Annotated in this window: 15 protein-coding genes and 1 pseudogene; 12 read left to right on the top strand and 4 right to left on the bottom strand. The window is 34.7% G+C overall.

The window, feature by feature from the left end; genetic code table 11:
- Positions 1 to 2: 2 nt before the first annotated feature.
- From ACEPXG_RS09175 to ACEPXG_RS09155, 5 genes are all read left to right on the top strand, one after another.
- Complete coding sequence (locus ACEPXG_RS09175) at positions 3 to 1,295, top strand: ABC transporter substrate-binding protein (RefSeq protein ID WP_391209599.1); 1,293 nt, start codon at positions 3 to 5, stop codon at positions 1,293 to 1,295.
- Positions 1,296 to 1,375: 80 nt separating this feature from the next.
- Positions 1,376 to 2,293, top strand: coding sequence for a carbohydrate ABC transporter permease (locus tag ACEPXG_RS09170; protein WP_391209597.1), 918 nt, complete (start codon positions 1,376 to 1,378; stop codon positions 2,291 to 2,293).
- Positions 2,294 to 2,322: 29 nt separating this feature from the next.
- Positions 2,323 to 3,120, top strand: a complete 798-nt coding sequence (locus ACEPXG_RS09165) for a carbohydrate ABC transporter permease (RefSeq protein ID WP_391209595.1) — start codon at positions 2,323 to 2,325, stop codon at positions 3,118 to 3,120.
- Positions 3,121 to 3,162: 42 nt separating this feature from the next.
- Positions 3,163 to 6,237: a beta-galactosidase subunit alpha gene (gene ebgA, locus ACEPXG_RS09160; protein ID WP_391209593.1), complete on the top strand. Its 3,075-nt coding sequence runs from the start codon at positions 3,163 to 3,165 to the stop codon at positions 6,235 to 6,237.
- A 123-nt stretch (positions 6,238 to 6,360) separates the two neighbouring features.
- Positions 6,361 to 7,536 (top strand): ROK family transcriptional regulator, encoded by a 1,176-nt coding sequence (locus ACEPXG_RS09155; protein ID WP_391209591.1) that lies wholly within the window; start codon positions 6,361 to 6,363, stop codon positions 7,534 to 7,536.
- Positions 7,537 to 7,642: 106 nt separating this feature from the next.
- On the opposite strand, the pseudogene ACEPXG_RS09150 reads toward ACEPXG_RS09155, so the two are convergent.
- Positions 7,643 to 7,946, bottom strand: a pseudogene (locus tag ACEPXG_RS09150) (Tn3 family transposase); the annotation flags it as partial.
- A gap of 190 nt (positions 7,947 to 8,136) precedes the next feature.
- Here ACEPXG_RS09150 and ACEPXG_RS09145 point away from each other — a divergent pair.
- From ACEPXG_RS09145 to ACEPXG_RS09130, 4 genes are all read left to right on the top strand, one after another.
- The gene (locus ACEPXG_RS09145; protein ID WP_391209589.1) at positions 8,137 to 8,463 is read left to right on the top strand and encodes an ArsR/SmtB family transcription factor; all 327 of its coding nucleotides are present in this window, start codon (positions 8,137 to 8,139) and stop codon (positions 8,461 to 8,463) included.
- Positions 8,460 to 8,876, top strand: coding sequence for an SRPBCC family protein (locus ACEPXG_RS09140; RefSeq protein ID WP_391209586.1), 417 nt, complete (start codon positions 8,460 to 8,462; stop codon positions 8,874 to 8,876). The genes ACEPXG_RS09145 and ACEPXG_RS09140 overlap by 4 nt, the downstream gene beginning before the upstream one ends.
- Positions 8,877 to 9,179: 303 nt before the next feature.
- Positions 9,180 to 10,223 (top strand): ArsR/SmtB family transcription factor, encoded by a 1,044-nt coding sequence (locus ACEPXG_RS09135; protein WP_391209584.1) that lies wholly within the window; start codon positions 9,180 to 9,182, stop codon positions 10,221 to 10,223.
- A 188-nt stretch (positions 10,224 to 10,411) separates the two neighbouring features.
- On the top strand, positions 10,412 to 10,810 hold the full coding sequence (locus tag ACEPXG_RS09130) for a hypothetical protein (protein ID WP_391209581.1): 399 nt from the start codon (positions 10,412 to 10,414) through the stop codon (positions 10,808 to 10,810).
- A gap of 174 nt (positions 10,811 to 10,984) precedes the next feature.
- Here ACEPXG_RS09130 and ACEPXG_RS09125 read toward each other — a convergent pair whose 3' ends face one another.
- From ACEPXG_RS09125 to ACEPXG_RS09115, 3 genes are all read right to left on the bottom strand, one after another.
- Positions 10,985 to 11,437, bottom strand: a complete 453-nt coding sequence (locus tag ACEPXG_RS09125) for a hypothetical protein (RefSeq protein ID WP_391209580.1) — start codon at positions 11,435 to 11,437, stop codon at positions 10,985 to 10,987.
- A gap of 71 nt (positions 11,438 to 11,508) precedes the next feature.
- Positions 11,509 to 11,730 (bottom strand): hypothetical protein, encoded by a 222-nt coding sequence (locus ACEPXG_RS09120; protein ID WP_391209578.1) that lies wholly within the window; start codon positions 11,728 to 11,730, stop codon positions 11,509 to 11,511.
- Positions 11,731 to 12,268: 538 nt separating this feature from the next.
- Positions 12,269 to 12,844: a Type 1 glutamine amidotransferase-like domain-containing protein gene (locus tag ACEPXG_RS09115; protein WP_391209856.1), complete on the bottom strand. Its 576-nt coding sequence runs from the start codon at positions 12,842 to 12,844 to the stop codon at positions 12,269 to 12,271.
- Positions 12,845 to 13,048: 204 nt separating this feature from the next.
- Between ACEPXG_RS09115 and ACEPXG_RS09110 the strand changes: the two genes are divergently transcribed.
- From ACEPXG_RS09110 to ACEPXG_RS09100, 3 genes are read left to right on the top strand one after another with little or no spacing between them, the layout of a single operon-like run.
- Positions 13,049 to 13,675, top strand: a complete 627-nt coding sequence (locus ACEPXG_RS09110) for an RNA polymerase sigma factor (RefSeq protein ID WP_391209576.1) — start codon at positions 13,049 to 13,051, stop codon at positions 13,673 to 13,675.
- Entirely contained in the window at positions 13,665 to 14,393 is a 729-nt protein-coding gene (locus tag ACEPXG_RS09105) for a hypothetical protein (RefSeq protein WP_391209573.1), read from the top strand. Before ACEPXG_RS09110 ends, ACEPXG_RS09105 begins: the two co-directional genes overlap by 11 nt.
- A gap of 26 nt (positions 14,394 to 14,419) precedes the next feature.
- The gene (locus ACEPXG_RS09100; RefSeq protein WP_391209572.1) at positions 14,420 to 15,313 is read left to right on the top strand and encodes an ABC transporter ATP-binding protein; all 894 of its coding nucleotides are present in this window, start codon (positions 14,420 to 14,422) and stop codon (positions 15,311 to 15,313) included.
- Positions 15,314 to 15,318 lie beyond the last annotated feature (5 nt).

Here is a 15,318-nt window from a genome sequence, read left to right as displayed (position 1 = left end):
TTATGAAAAAGTTGCTTTTATGTGTGCTTATGCTAGTTGTTATAGTATCTGGTTGTTCCAATGATGCAAAAATAACAACGAGCGGACCAACAAACGATTCAGGAGAGGCATCAGGTAAGATTACTGTATGGGCTTGGGATGTTGCTGCAGATACATTAAAATTGTCTATCGATAAGTTTCACGAAAAGTATCCAGACGTTGATGTCGTGGTAGAGGATTTTGGTAGTGGGGACTTATACGAAAAGTTAACTGTTGGCCTAGTTTCAAAGGGTTCTGGTATGCCCGATGTGGTTTTAATGGAAGATGAAAGGATTCCAGGTTATGTAAATCAATTTCCGGATGGCTTTTTAAATTTATCGCAAATGGGATATGACGAACATAAAAGTTTATTTAGTGAATCAAAGTTAGCAAGTGTAACGCATGATGATCATCTTGTTGCTGCTCCATGGGATATAGGCCCAGCGGTGTTCTTTTATCGAGTTGACCTATTTGAGAAAGCTGGAATAAATGCCGAGAATATTGTCACTTGGGATGATTTCCTTGAGGCGGGTATTCAGATGAAGAAGAAGCTAGGGGTTAAAATGCTTCCAATTGATATCGCTAACTACGATGGTGTCTTTTCCATGATGATGCAACAGCAAGGGAAATCATATCTTGATGAGAATAATAAGATTGAGTTAACTTCAACAGAAGCTGTGAGATCAATGAAAATTATTAAAAAGTTTTATGAAAATGAACTAATTTTAAATAATAGTGGTTGGAACGGAATTGTAACTGCAACTGTAAACGGGGATGTTGCTACAATTCCTTATGGAGCATGGTATTCAGGTACAATAATGGACCAAGCACCTGATTTAGAAGGGAAATGGGATATTTTCTATCTACCGGAGTTTAGTGAAGGAAGTACGAGATATGCAAACGTGGGAGGATCTTCGCTACTAGTTTCTTCTTATTCTAAAAATAAGAATGCTGCTTACGCATTTACAGAATTCTTTACTACAGATGTAGATACTCAATTGCTTGGCTTTGAAAAGTTTGGGTTATTCCCATCGTTGAAAAGTACTTTTAATTCACCTATTTTTACAAGTGAAAACAAATATTTTAGCAATCAACCAATTTTCAAAAAAATTGCAGACATTGTTGATGATGTTCCAAAAGTAACAGCAACTAAGTACAATTCACAAGCTTCTAAAATAATGGCAAACACACAAGCTGAGATATTATTAGAGGGCACTCCCGTCGAAAAAGCATTAGAAAATGCGGAGAAACAACTGAAAAAAGAAATAACTGAATAACAGTTTATAAAATTAAAATTATGGGGAAGAAGATTATCTTTCTTCTTCCTGTTCTTTATCCAAATAGGGGTGATTACAAGATGAAAGAAATGAGAACAAGCCTAACAAGTAGTGAAAGAAAAGAAAAGACGAAAAAGTTATACATTACTCCTAAAACAGCACCTTACTATTTCTTGGCTCCCTCGGTCATATTGCTTGTTATATTTACATTGTATCCGGTTATTTCCTCATTTATTTTAAGCTTCCAGAGTATGAAGGGGAGTGAAAAGTATTTTGTAGGAATGGCGAATTATACAAAGTTGTTACGAGACCCAATTTTTTATAAATCTCTTAATAATACATTTCAAATATTAATTATTCAAGTACCAATAATGCTTAGTATAGCAGTAGTAATAGCTGTTGGACTAAACTCCGCATTACTACGCTTTAAAGGTTTTTTTAGAACAGTTTTCTTCTTACCGGCAATTACAGCTCTTGTTGCAGCATCAATTGTCTTTATGGTAATTTTAGATGATAATTATGGATTAGCCAATTATGTCTTATCTCTAGCAGGAATTGACCCTATAAATTGGTTAAGTCATCCGTTTTGGGCAAAAATGTCTATTATTGCTGTTATGACCTGGAGATGGACAGGATACAATATGGTTATATTTTTGGCAGGTTTACAAACTATCTCTCCTGATCTTTATGAGGCTTCAGAAATTGATGGTGCAGGACCAATTAAACAGTTTTTCTATATAACGTTACCCCAACTAAAACCCGTATTCATCTTTACAGTCGTCATGTCTACAATAGGAACACTCCAGCTATTCGATGAGGCATATATACTTACAGGCGGAGGACCTAATAATGCGACGATGACTATAACTCTTTATTTATATGAAACTGGTTTTAAGAATTTTAACTTTGGATATGCTTCTGCGATGGCTTATGTATTAGTTATAATTATCGCGGTAATTTCTTGGGTACAAATGAAGATAGTGGGTGATTCTGAATGAAATATAATAGAAATTTAATGAGGAAAATAATGATCTATACCTTATTAACGCTTGGTGTAGTAATATCTATTTTCCCGTTTTATTGGATGCTTGTTGGTTCCACACTTCCTTCTGGTAAATTATTAAGTGTACCTCCAAACTTATTACCTGGTAAACATTTGGTTGAAAACGCTAAAACCTTAAATGAGTCATTAAATCTTGCAAAGGTGATGTGGAACTCTTTGTTTATCGCTATAGTTTCAACCATTTTAAGTGTACTTTTTTGTACAATGGCAGGGTATGCCTTTGCTAAATTTAAGTTTAAAGGAAGCAAACCATTGTTTTTCGTCATTCTTTGCACACTTATGATCCCTTTTCAAGTAACTCTCATACCATTGTTTGAAATTATGGTTTGGTTAGATTGGCTTAATACGTATCAAGCAATTATCTTACCATCTCTTGCTTCTCCATTTGCCATATTTTTAATGAGACAAAATATGATTTCTATTCCAGATTCAATCTTAGAAGCCGCTCGAATTGATGGAGCGGGAGAATTTAAAATCTTTTTTAAGATTGTGATGCCAACGATGAAACCAGCATTAGCAGCAGTATCCATATTTATCTTTATGTCCCAGTGGAATAGTTTACTATGGCCATTAATTACTTTAAACTCGAAAGAAATGTTCACACTTCCTGTAGCTTTATCTAGTTTAATCGGTCTGGCACGAATTGACTATGGACAATTGATGTTGGGGACAACGCTTTCAGTCATTCCAATTTTAATACTATTTTTAATATTCCAAAGGAACTTTATTGCTGGTATTTTGGGAGGATCAGTTAAAGAATGAGGCTGATTTGAATTAAGAAAAATTGTTTAAAGGAGAATCATCATGAGGAAATATAAAGTCTGGGAAGATATTTCAATTACAGATATAAATAGAATGCAGGCTAGATCTACTTTTTATTCTTATCCAAGTAAAGAATCGGCACTTTTAAATGAACCAACCTATACACATAATTTAAAAAGTTTGAATGGAAGCTGGAAGTTTTTATTTTTGGAAGCACCAGAATATTCACCAGAAGATTTTGTATTAGCAAATTTTGATGTGAGTAATTGGGATAATATAAGTGTCCCTAGTAACTGGCAAATCGAAGGATACGGTAATATGCATTACTCCGACCTTTGGTATAACTTCCCTATCCGACCGCCCTATGTTCCATCTGATAATCCAACCGGAATTTATAAGCGCACATTTACACTTGGAGAGAATTGGTTGGAAGAAGACGTTATTATGCGTTTTCATGGAGTAGATTCAGCTTTTCATCTATGGATTAATGGCCGTGAGGTTGGTTACAGTAAAGGAGCTAGGATGACGACGGAATTTGATGTTACCTCTTATGTAACCTCGGGAGAAAATGACGTCACAGTGCGTGTGTATCAATGGTCTGATGGTACTTATTTAGAAGATCAAGATATGTGGTGGCTTAGTGGTATTTTTAGAGATGTTGACTTGTACACGCAACCAAGAGCTGGTATGGATGATTTTAAGGTAACTACGATTTTAAAAGATACATATACAAATGGTGTTTTAACTATAGCAGGGAATGTCCGCAGATACACAGAGGGTCTCACGCTTTCTTATGAATTATTAGACAGCAAGCTTGAAACAGTAATTTCTGGAGAATTAAAACTGTCATACCAATTTACATTTACTGAAGAAATCCATAAGCCAAAACTTTGGAGTGCAGAAGATCCAAATCTATACACATTGCTATTAACAGTTAAAAATGGTGCGGATATTATTGAGGTAATCCCACAATATGTTGGGTTTCGTCATATTGAACTGCAAGGCAAAACATTTACAGTAAATGGCGTTGCGATCAAATTCAAGGGAGTTAACCGTCACGATTATCATCCAGCTACAGGAAGAGTTGTATCGAAAGAGGATATCATTAAAGATATTCATTTAATGAAACAGCATAATATTAATGCAATTCGTACCTCGCATTATCCAAACTCTCCTTTTTTGTATGAGCTTTGTGATCAATATGGCATGTATGTAATCGATGAAGCAGATATCGAGTGTCATGGGTTCGAACTAACCAATAATTATAACTGGATTACGGATGATCCTGCATGGGAGAAAGTACACGTTGATCGACTCATTCGTATGATTGAAAGAGATAAAAATCATCCATCGATTATTATGTGGTCATTAGGGAATGAATCAGGGTTTGGTCATAACTTTAGGAAGATGGCTGCAGTTTGTAAAGAACTAGATCCTAGTCGTCTTGTTCATTATGAGGGGGATTCTAAAGCAGAAGTAACAGATGTTTATTCGACTATGTATACATGGTTAGAGAACCAACCAAATGGTAGGAAAACAATGCAAGAGATTATTGATACGACAGTGAAGCCTCATATTCTTTGTGAATACGGCCATGCGATGGGGAATGGGCCTGGTGGTCTAAAAGAATACCAAGAACTTTTTTATAAGCATGAACATTTACAAGGTGGGTTCATCTGGGAATGGTATGACCATGGTATTGAAACGACCGATGAACATGGAAATGTATATTATCGTTATGGTGGGGATTTTGGAGATGATCCGACAAATGGAAACTTTTGTATCGATGGCTTACTCATGCCAGACAGAACTCCTTCTCCTGCACTAATCGAGTATAAGAAAATTATTGAACCTGTTCATACACATGTAGTAGATCTAGCAAATGGTGAAATACAAGTGGAAAACAAATATGATTTTATCAACCTAGATCATTTAACATTATGTTATACAATTGAAAATGATGGAATCCCGTTACAAACAGCAAGTGTTGATTTAACAGGAATCCCTGCTAGGTCAACAAAAAGCATTTCATTAGCCTATGATTTATCTTTTACAAAAGAAATGGGAACAGAATATTATTTAACGATATCTTATTTCACGAACAGAGACTTTAGCTGGGGCAAGACAGGATTAATATTAGCAACGGCACAATTTTTGTTGCCAATTAAGACAGAAGCACTTATCATATCTCCAAAAGGAATGCTTCAAGTCAAAGAAACTCATAATAAACTTCAAATCACCTGTGAAGAGGTTGAGATAACTTTTGATATGGTGAAAGGGCAGATGACTTCGTGGAAAAAAGATGGGGTTAGCATAGTCGAAAAAGGACCTAAGTTGAACTTTTGGCGAGCACCTATCGATAACGATATGTATCTATTAAAAGATTATAAAGAAAAATACTTTATGCATCTTTGGCACGAAATGGTTGACTCCGTAGCGTATAAACAAACAGAGAAGTATGTATTAATTACGGTAAAAACCATCAACGGAACAACTAATTCTTCTTGGTATTATCGTTGTAGTTATGAATATCGTATTTATTCAAATGGGGATATTCTATTGGAAGTGAAAGGCTCACCAGACGGAATGATAGAAAATGCTCCAAATATGATTCCAAGAATTGGTGTAGAAATGCGATTAAATGAAAGTTGCGATAATGTTCGTTGGTATGGAAAAGGACCGGGTGAATCCTATAGTGATTCTAAACAAGCAAACTTAACAGGCGTATATACGAAACAGGTAGACGAAATGTTTACAAATTATGTACATCCACAAGAAAATGGTAATCATACAGACACCAACTGGACAAGTTTAGTTAATCGTCATGGAATTGGTTTTATGGCAGTCGGTTATAATTCTACTTTCGATTTCGGGGCATCCTATTACGAAGTGACTGATATAGAGCGAGCAAAGCACACCATCGATTTACAAAAAAGAAATTATATTGTGTTGCAGCTAGATCATAAACAAAATGGATTAGGATCAAATTCTTGTGGTCAAAATCAATTGGAAAAGTATCGCTGTAAATTTGAAGCGTTTGAGTTTAAATTTAAGTTATCCGTATATTCGATGAAGGAAATTAGTGACATAGCAAGAGCTAAAGAAAGACTGAACTGAAAGATGGAAATAATTTAGTTTGTTTTTTACTTTTAACTGGTTTGATTTTGTCAAAATTTATACTATTATCAGGGTAGGGATGTCCCTTTTCTACTTATTAATTTTTTAAAGGGGGGCTCTATTATGCGTCAAGGCACATTCCAATGGATGAAATCAGTTAATAAATCCATCATATTGAATAAAATACGAACGGACGCGCCGATCTCTAGGGCACAAATCGCAAAGGATACTAAATTAACTCCACCAACAGTTAGTAGTATTGTTAAAGAGTTAATCGAGCAAGGTCTTGTAAAAGAAAGTGTGCTTGGGGAATCACAAGGAGGTCGCAAGCCAACATTGCTCCTAATCAACAATCAAGGATTTTCTATTATTGGCATTGACGCTGGACCGGAAATGATCGAGTGTGTCTTAACCGATTTGTCAGGAAATATTATGCAACGGAATTCCAGTATGTTGACAATACCAATAACCAACGACCAATTCTTAGATACTTTAAAGGCATGCATACGTAATGTACTAGAAGCTACTTCTTCAGATTCAAAAGATGTCATCGGTATAGGTGTTGCTATGCACGGTGTGGTGGACGTAGAAAAAGGTACATCTCTAATTGCTCCTATATTAGGTCTGACGAACATTCCGATTAAAGAAGAACTTGAAAAGGAATTTGATCTAACTGTTAAAGTAGAGAATGATGCACGTGCGATGGCTTTAGGAGAATCTTGGTTTGGGGATCATGGTAAGTTAGATAGTATGTTGGCTGTGAATATAGGTCACGGCGTAGGCGCTGGACTTGTTGTTAATGGAAAATTATATCATGGTGCACATGATATTGCTGGAGAAGTGGGGCATATGACGATTGATCTTCATGGTGAAATTTGTGAATGTGGCAATCGTGGGTGTTTGCAAACATTTATAACTGGTCCCGCCATTGCAAGGAGAGTAACTAAGAGAATGTCACAAAATCATGATGAGTTTCCCCATTTAAATGGAGAAAAAATCTATGAATTTGCTGAGAGAGGCAATGAAGAGTTTTCGGCAATATTAAAGGAAACTGGAAGAATTATCGGCATAGGTTTAACGAATTTAATCCATATTATTAATCCTCAAAGAATCGTTCTCGGAGGAGGAGTTACTAAGTCAGAGAAATTTATCTTACCGGAAATACTTAAAACAATTGACATGTGTACATTAACACCACAGGCAAAACAAACTGAAATAAGGATAACTAGACTTGGTGACGATGCTACATTAATTGGTGCAGTGTCACTACTTCTAGTAGATTTATTTGACCCCAATTAAATTTGGTTTAGTTTCTATTTTGTTCATATAGGGGTACGGTCCGGAAAATAGAGATTTACAACGCTATGCCTATTTTCCAGACGATTACCCGTTTATAACAACGTTAAGAAAGTTTTAGTGATCCTTTTTCAAGAAAAAACTCCATCTAACTTATTGGAATTGGCAGATAACCACTTTAAACTTTCAGTAAGGCTACTGTTTCTCTCTTTCATATAGTCTTCGAATGATAAACTAATTGATAACCTCTTATTCCCTTCGTCTGATTCCATGTATTCTTTGAAAATGAATATTCACTAAAATTTCTGTACTGTCTGCTGCCCACGATGGAAAACATCACGAGCCCAAACATGTTCCCTTAGTTCTGTTAAGACAACCATTTCACAATAATGACGATTGATTGTACCGTCATCCACCTATAGGTGTTTTAAAATCTTAGTTAAAAGTGTCTTAAAGCACCCAATAATGGAATAGTAAAGGAACTTGACACGACACCATTTGGTGTCCTATAATCAATGAGACAACAAAAGGTGTCTTATTAGGTTGTTATGAAGTATAATCGGTGTCATAACAGGAAATATTTATAAAAAGGTGGGGGGGATTTTGAACGAAAAAGGTCACGTGAGAGATGTTTATGACGCTGTTGCCGATCCAACAAGGAGAAAATTACTTCGAATGCTGACAGATGTTGAAGAATTACCCTTACATGAACTAATGGTTCATTTTCAAATGGGCCGTACAGCAGTTTCTAAGCATTTGTCTATCCTTAAAGATGCTGATCTCGTAATTGCTCGAAGGGTTGGTAGAGAAACAAGGTATCGGTTGAATGCCACTCCGTTGAAAGAAATTCAAGATTGGGTATCTTTTTACGAAGGATTCTGGAAAGAAAGAATTGTTAAATTAAATCTTTTATTGGAGGAAAAAAAATGAAACCAGATGTATCTTTAGATTTTCAATTTACAAGTTCAATAGAGCAGGTGTGGAGTTCTTTAACAGATTTGGATATGCTAGCGAAATGGATATGGGATAATAATTTTAAACCAATTGTTGGGTATAAATTTCAGTTTCGTGCAGAGCCTTCCGAATGGTGGGATGGCATTGTAGATGGTGAAGTACTTGAGGTGGACGAGCCTCATAAATTATCTTACACTTGGGTCAGTGCCGGAGAAACTACTACTGTTACATGGACTTTGAGTAAAGGTGCAGATGAGACTATCCATTTACATCTCGATCAAACTGGATTTAGTGAAGCAACAAAAGCTCGCGAGGGAGCAATTGTGGGAGCTAAATATGGGTGGACAAATATGGGGCAAAAGCTGGAAAAAGTGTTCGCAGAACTGTAAAAATGATGCTTGCTTTTCAGGTTCAACCTTTTGAGTGGTACTTGAACATATTAATCGCTTTATACAAATAAAATATTATTCAACAATAGGGCGCTTTTCCGGAACACGGAAAGCGTCATTTTTAACGGAAAAAAGGATTGAGTTATAGTTGAATAAGGAAATGAAAAACCGTTTTGGGGAAACTGTATACAATCGTATTAATACGAATTCGTCTACAGTTTTTCATGTTATAAAATTTATCTATTGATTCTAAAATATTTGAATAGTATATTCTAAATACATAGAATTTTTAGGGGTGATGAAATGGATGTATTAAATCATTCAAGTAGAAAGAGAGAAACGTATCAAGTTCATGTTACACAATCGGTATTGTGGGAGTGTGCACTGGGGATAGCAGCTATTACTAATACTCCTATTATTAAAACGTTAGAAAAACCAGCAGATTATTGGGAGGAATTAAAAGAGTCCTTACCGGTTGGACTACTAGCGGAATTAGACTTTGTTTCCATTAAAAATACATGGAAGGCATTGCTACAGTTACTCCATAAAAGAGACTTCCATGATTTAGGGGAATTTACTTCATATATTCAGACACTACCAATGACAGAATTAACATTTATTTGTTTGCCGTTTATCGGAAGCAAATACCAAGAAATAAGGCGGAGAGCTTCATTAGGCGAAGAATCGGCCATGAAGGAAATGATGAAGCTAACAAGTGATCATTCATTCTTTCCAAACTATATTGAATTCATTTGTCAAGCGAATGGAAAACGCTTGAAAGAACACCTTATAAATGTGATGAACTTTTGGTATGAAGCGATTATTGAGAAAGATTCATATCATCTTCAAACTATCTTGAAAACAGATTATGAAATGAAGAAAAAGATGTTAGATAAAATGCCTCCAGAAGAATTGGTTGAATGGGCTACAGGGGGCGTATCGTATTTACCAGAACCTAGTGTTCATAACGTTTTGTTAATCCCCCAATACATCTATCGCCCGTGGAACATAGAGGCAGATATTGAAGGGACAAAGGTTTTTTATTATCCAATTTCAAATGAAAGTATTACACCAAATGATCAGTACACACCGAATAATTTTTTAGTTCTTAAGCACAAAGCATTGGGGGATGAGGTACGTCTAAGAATCGTAAAATTACTATATGAACACGACCGTACATTGCAGGATATTACCGAAAAATTAAATATCGGTAAATCCACCATTCATCATCATCTTAAAATATTGAGAGCAGCTAAGTTAGTGGAGATTATCGATGCAAAGTATTCTCTTAAAAGAATAGCGCTCGATATGCTATCTAAAGAATTGGAGCTCTATTTAAATCAATGAGAAGAGGGAAGCGTAACCACTTATAAGTTTTAATGCATTAGGCATTAATCATCGGATTCCTTATCTGTACGGTTTCTTTGCTAGGGATACTTCTCTTTTTTCAAATATAAAGGTGCCTCTTCAAGAAGGTCTTAATACGTTTCATATAAAATAGTTACTTATACAAATAAAAGGAAGTGGGCTATTCCATGTTTTTGCCTAAACAAAGGAACTATCAAGTAGGAATAGGTCGTGTTTTATTCTTTGTTTCTTTGCTTTTATTACTATTATCAGGTTGTTCCAATGGAATGATAACTGGAAATCCAACACCAAAAGATATGCTTAAAAATAGAGATGCAGATATTTTTCTTCTAGAAGATATTGTATATGCCAATGCCCAAGATATTGAATGGGTTACAGAATCCGAATATAAGCTAGGTGAACAAGTTGGGGTAATAACAAAGCAAAAAGAAACAGCATTTAACTTTAATAATGGTACAGCAAATAAGTTGCCTGTTGGAACAAAGATTTATGCAACAGGTAAGGGTTTTAAAGTTGCTATTGTTGATGGTATCGAGATACCTTACATACCATTGTTGGAAGGTTAGTACATGAAAATGTTAAATTAAAGCGGAAGTACATCTGTAAAACGAAATGGTAAATATCTTTTAAAAGGCTGGATGGTAAGTTTCAAGTCGTTACTAAGAGATAATTAGACAGCTTGAATTTGGCAAAAAATTAGTATTTGAAAAGACCACAAATTGAGGTCTTGGTTACAATTGCTATTCCATTAAATCAATTATCTTGTTTGTCGATTCTTCAGGTAGAACATAAATGGTGTGTGTATCATCCGTTTTCATTAAGGTGCTTTCTTCAAACGTCCCACCCAACCATAGTTGAAAACTTTGTTTTTCTTCATTTTCATAGGCAATATCCATATAAAAATCTGGATTAGTCATATTTACGATTCCATTTACCTTTACAGCACTAGAGATTATACTCTTGAAATTTTCAATTGCATTGTCATCATCAAAAATAATTGGATTGCCACCTTTTGATTTTGAAATGCTGACTGTTGAGATTACTCCATCAATCTTCAATTTTTCGTTTTCTTCTGACTGTTGCTTAGAATTAGTCTGATCTGCTTCTATTGTAGTGCTATCTTCGGATTGGCAGCCTAAGAGAATAACGGACATAAAAGCCAATGCTAAAACCAAAAACATAATTTTTCTCATTTAAGATACCTCCAGTAAATTTCATATAATAACAACAAAGTTTACGAAAACAGTCTTATCTAATTCCATTTTTACTTCCCTGCAGACTCATCCTTATCACTTAATTTGATGAGGAATGGGAAAATCACAATAAACACTATACTTAGATAATACAATGTAAGTATTCCTTGGGTTTCGTATGAAATATATTGTTTATCTCCACAATTAGAACAGTCTTTTCCCTTTTTTGAAAATCCAAGCGACCAAATTTCTTTGGCTTTCCATTTATAATTGCAGTTAGTACAATGTGCCATTTGTATCCCTCCTATCACGTCTATTATAGTTACGTTGTAATCGCTTTTAGGTTTCGTTAAACAATAGAGAACATCTATTTAGAATATTCATATATCTTACAATAAACAACACTGTTTATGGAAACAGCCAATATTTAAAACCTGAGTATAAATTACTACTATTAAAGCTTATGTATTTGAAGGAGGGATTAGCGCACCTACCTTTAGTGTTGAGTTAGTATCTAATACAGACCCATTTGTATCTTCGGGAACTTGCAGCCTCCATAGAACGTTAGCTATTCTCTCATTTTCCAAAAAAGTATATTTCTCTTGAACGTTGTAGGGAGCTGATGGACAAATATCCGCAACAAGAATACCAACCATGCCTATTCAACGGTTATGATGTGGTGATCATTCCGTCCAAAGCGAACCGAAAACGTACAGGTGGAAATGGAGACTTTTGCGCTTTTCTTACAAGTATTTTATGTGAAAAAGTGGTTAATCAACATACATGACATTTTAAACTAGAAATACTTAGACTATGCAATTATGAAGATTATTAGAGAGTAATCTTTTCTTTACTTAAATTACTGAAGTGATATATTTCGTTTATACAAATTATTTTTATACCATTCCAAAAAATTGCTGAACCATTCGGAATGGCGTATATCTCCCTTTTATTAGATAATCCTATTATTTCTTCATCTATGCTCGTTTCGTAATGTACTTCTATACTAAAATCAACCAATCCTATCCCTATTATTACATTGGTTTTGGGATAATCCTCATCTTTTGAAATAATACAATCATTAGATAAAACTAACGCACCTGCGCTATAACCAATTATCAAACCTTGAAACTGCTTAATTACAGGTATTAGATTTTTTTCGTGTAATCTTTGCATTAACAAATCTGGTCTTCCTCCAATAAAGTAAAGTACATCGTGTGCATTAATTTTCCTAACCATGTCTTGAGCATCCGTTTCAAACTGGAGTAGTTCCACATTTTTGTTTCCTATTAAGTTGAAAGTTTGCTCAATAGTCTTATACCAACCTTCATATTTAGATACTTCTGTTGCAAATGGAATGATTAATACTTTGTTTTCAGTCGTCAGATAATTAGATAATTGATGAATAACCTCTTTCAGTTCGTTGTTAAGATGGTTTCCACCACCTATAAAGCAAATATTTATTTCAAAAACCTTCTTTCTACAAATTTAAATAAAACCAAATGTAATCTTCTGTTTATTTTACCTTAAATATCTATTCATTTCTAATTATTTTTAGAAAATTCAAATTGAAAATTACTAGAATGGTATAATTAACTTAATAAGGAACTTATGGGTATATTCAAATTTCTTTTGAATATACTTCTTTTTTTTGAAACAGGTTTAATTCTCAAACGACTTATTACAAACGCCAATAAATGGGGTGAAATGTTGGATCGAACAAATAGATACATAGAAGAGCTATACAACCATTATTACCGGGATGTCTATCATTTTGCGTTGTATTATACAAACAATAAGCAGGAAGCAGAGGATATTACGCAAGAAACATTTATTAAAGTGATGAGAAACTTTTCACAATTGAAGGATGAAACGAAGCAAAAAACGTGGATTTTATCCATTGCTCGCAATACAGCTGTCGATAATCATAGGAAACAGATGTTAAGACGGCTACTTCCTAGCAAGTTAGAAAAAAAGAGCGAGCTTAGTGGGGACACTGCAGAACAGCGAGTGCTGAGGCAGGAGGATTGGGCTTTATTGCAAGAGGCACTACTCTCTTTAAAACCGCATTACCGTAGCCTAGTTATTTTAAAAGGTCTAAAAGAATTCAGTAATAAAGAAACGGCGGACATTTTAGGATGCACTGAGTTAAAGGTACGAGTGGATTATCACCGAGCGATTGCAAAAATGAAGAAGGATAGAAAACTAGAGATTGGAGTGGACCTGTATGCAAGATGAAAAAGATCCTAATTGGTTAAAAACCTTAGCAGATCGTCCAGATTTAGAACCTGACAAAGAATTCGTTGAGTCACTGCGTAAAAAAATTCAGACTCCAATTCATTCCTCTTGGAAAAGTGCATTTGTACCAATGGTCATTATAATGCCGTTAACGATTGTAGTAGCTCTTGTTCTGTTTTTTATCGTTCAGCAGGATTTTAAAACAGAAAGTGTATTTGTTAATAGCGCTTGGGCATGTGTAGATAAACCAACAAGTATCAGCCGTGGTAGTCAGGAAATTATTGGAGATGAGGAGTATAAGTTTGTACGTGTATCAGCTAATCATAAAAACAAAGTAGGCGAAAAGCACCCAATGACATTTTGGGAACTAGATGATCTACTATTTGATGAAGAAAATCGCTCGTATGTACAGGACTATGGTGGCTATGAAATCGGCGATAAGATAGCTATCCAAGATAAAGTAATGCAAGTTAAATATGATGAAACAACGAATCTAACAACCCTTCGTTTTGAAAATGATATTAAATCAGGTAATAAATATCATTTTTTCCTTCATTTTAAAGGCGATGCACGAAGTAAAGTCAAGCAAGGAGAAGTTATAACGCTTTACTTTACAGTTGTCCCTTATTTGGATTGCTTTGATTATGAAACGCTTGATTATTTTAAGTTATTACTGAAGGATGAATATCCAGAAATTGAGGCGTATTTGAAAAAATAAACTATTTGAGTCGGAGAGGTGAGTAAATGTTAGAAATAAAAAATGTATCTGTTTCCTTTAAGAATAAAAGGGTGTTAGAGAATGTTTCGATTGATGGGATTGCTGGTGAAATCATTGGTGTCGTAGCACCGAACGGAACAGGTAAATCTACCTTATTACATGTCATGATCAATTTTTTGCAACCAAATAAAGGCAGTGTTTTATTTGAAAAAAAATATACTTTTCCAAAAGATGAGATTTATATTCGTAAGCAAATAGCTTTTTTACCAGATCAAGCAGATTTATTTAATGATATGACTGGCTATGAGCATCTCAAGTTCTATGCACGTATGTGGAATGCAGAAGTTGATAAGACAGACACTATTATTGAACGACTGCATATGGCTTCATATGTAAAAAAGAAAGTGAAAACGTATTCATTAGGGATGCGGCAACGATTATGCTTTGCGATGGTTTTAGTAGCTGATACGAAAACGATGTTATTAGATGAAGTGATGAACGGTTTAGATCCGTCCAACGTTGCGCTTATTTCAGAAATATTGAATGAGGTGAAAGGGAGAGGGAAGCTTATCTTTATCGCCTCCCATTTACTTAATAACTTAGACTTGTATGCAGATCGTGTCCTTTATTTACAGGATGCGCACATTATTCATGAGTTGAAACTAAATGAAGATACAGATCTTTTCTTTAAAATTTCTGCTCCTCTTAAACATTTAGAAACCATACAGAAAATGATTACTTATCCAAAAGAAAAGAGTATTCAAGCAGAAAACCTTCTGTGTATTCCTATTGATAATACGGCTCACGAAAAAATTTTTGAATGGATGGAAATCTGTTTAAGTAATTCTATAAAAGAAGTAACAATCGGTCCCATTGGTACATCGGAATATTACGAACTCTTTTATAGGAAAGGCGAGTGACTTTT

The sequence above is a fragment of the Psychrobacillus sp. L4 genome (genome assembly GCF_042944905.1).
In the GTDB taxonomy this organism is placed as follows: domain Bacteria; phylum Bacillota; class Bacilli; order Bacillales_A; family Planococcaceae; genus Psychrobacillus.
Note: the sequence above shows the minus strand (reverse complement) of the source record. Positions and strands in the feature narration are given on the sequence as shown.

Bases quoted from the DNA above. Each gene is read 5' to 3' on its own strand.
- ACEPXG_RS09175 (WP_391209599.1), top strand. From the start codon at position 3: ATGAAAAAGTTGCTTTTATGTGTGCTTATGCTAGTTGTTATAGTATCT.
- ACEPXG_RS09170 (WP_391209597.1), top strand. From the start codon at position 1,376: ATGAAAGAAATGAGAACAAGCCTAACAAGTAGTGAAAGAAAAGAAAAG.
- ACEPXG_RS09165 (WP_391209595.1), top strand. From the start codon at position 2,323: ATGATCTATACCTTATTAACGCTTGGTGTAGTAATATCTATTTTCCCG.
- ebgA (WP_391209593.1), top strand. From the start codon at position 3,163: ATGAGGAAATATAAAGTCTGGGAAGATATTTCAATTACAGATATAAAT.
- ACEPXG_RS09155 (WP_391209591.1), top strand. From the start codon at position 6,361: ATGCGTCAAGGCACATTCCAATGGATGAAATCAGTTAATAAATCCATC.
- ACEPXG_RS09140 (WP_391209586.1), top strand. From the start codon at position 8,460: ATGAAACCAGATGTATCTTTAGATTTTCAATTTACAAGTTCAATAGAG.
- ACEPXG_RS09135 (WP_391209584.1), top strand. From the start codon at position 9,180: ATGGATGTATTAAATCATTCAAGTAGAAAGAGAGAAACGTATCAAGTT.
- ACEPXG_RS09130 (WP_391209581.1), top strand. From the start codon at position 10,412: ATGTTTTTGCCTAAACAAAGGAACTATCAAGTAGGAATAGGTCGTGTT.
- ACEPXG_RS09125 (WP_391209580.1), bottom strand. From the start codon at position 11,437: ATGAGAAAAATTATGTTTTTGGTTTTAGCATTGGCTTTTATGTCCGTT.
- ACEPXG_RS09120 (WP_391209578.1), bottom strand. From the start codon at position 11,730: ATGGCACATTGTACTAACTGCAATTATAAATGGAAAGCCAAAGAAATT.
- ACEPXG_RS09110 (WP_391209576.1), top strand. From the start codon at position 13,049: ATGGGTATATTCAAATTTCTTTTGAATATACTTCTTTTTTTTGAAACA.
- ACEPXG_RS09105 (WP_391209573.1), top strand. From the start codon at position 13,665: ATGCAAGATGAAAAAGATCCTAATTGGTTAAAAACCTTAGCAGATCGT.
- ACEPXG_RS09100 (WP_391209572.1), top strand. From the start codon at position 14,420: ATGTTAGAAATAAAAAATGTATCTGTTTCCTTTAAGAATAAAAGGGTG.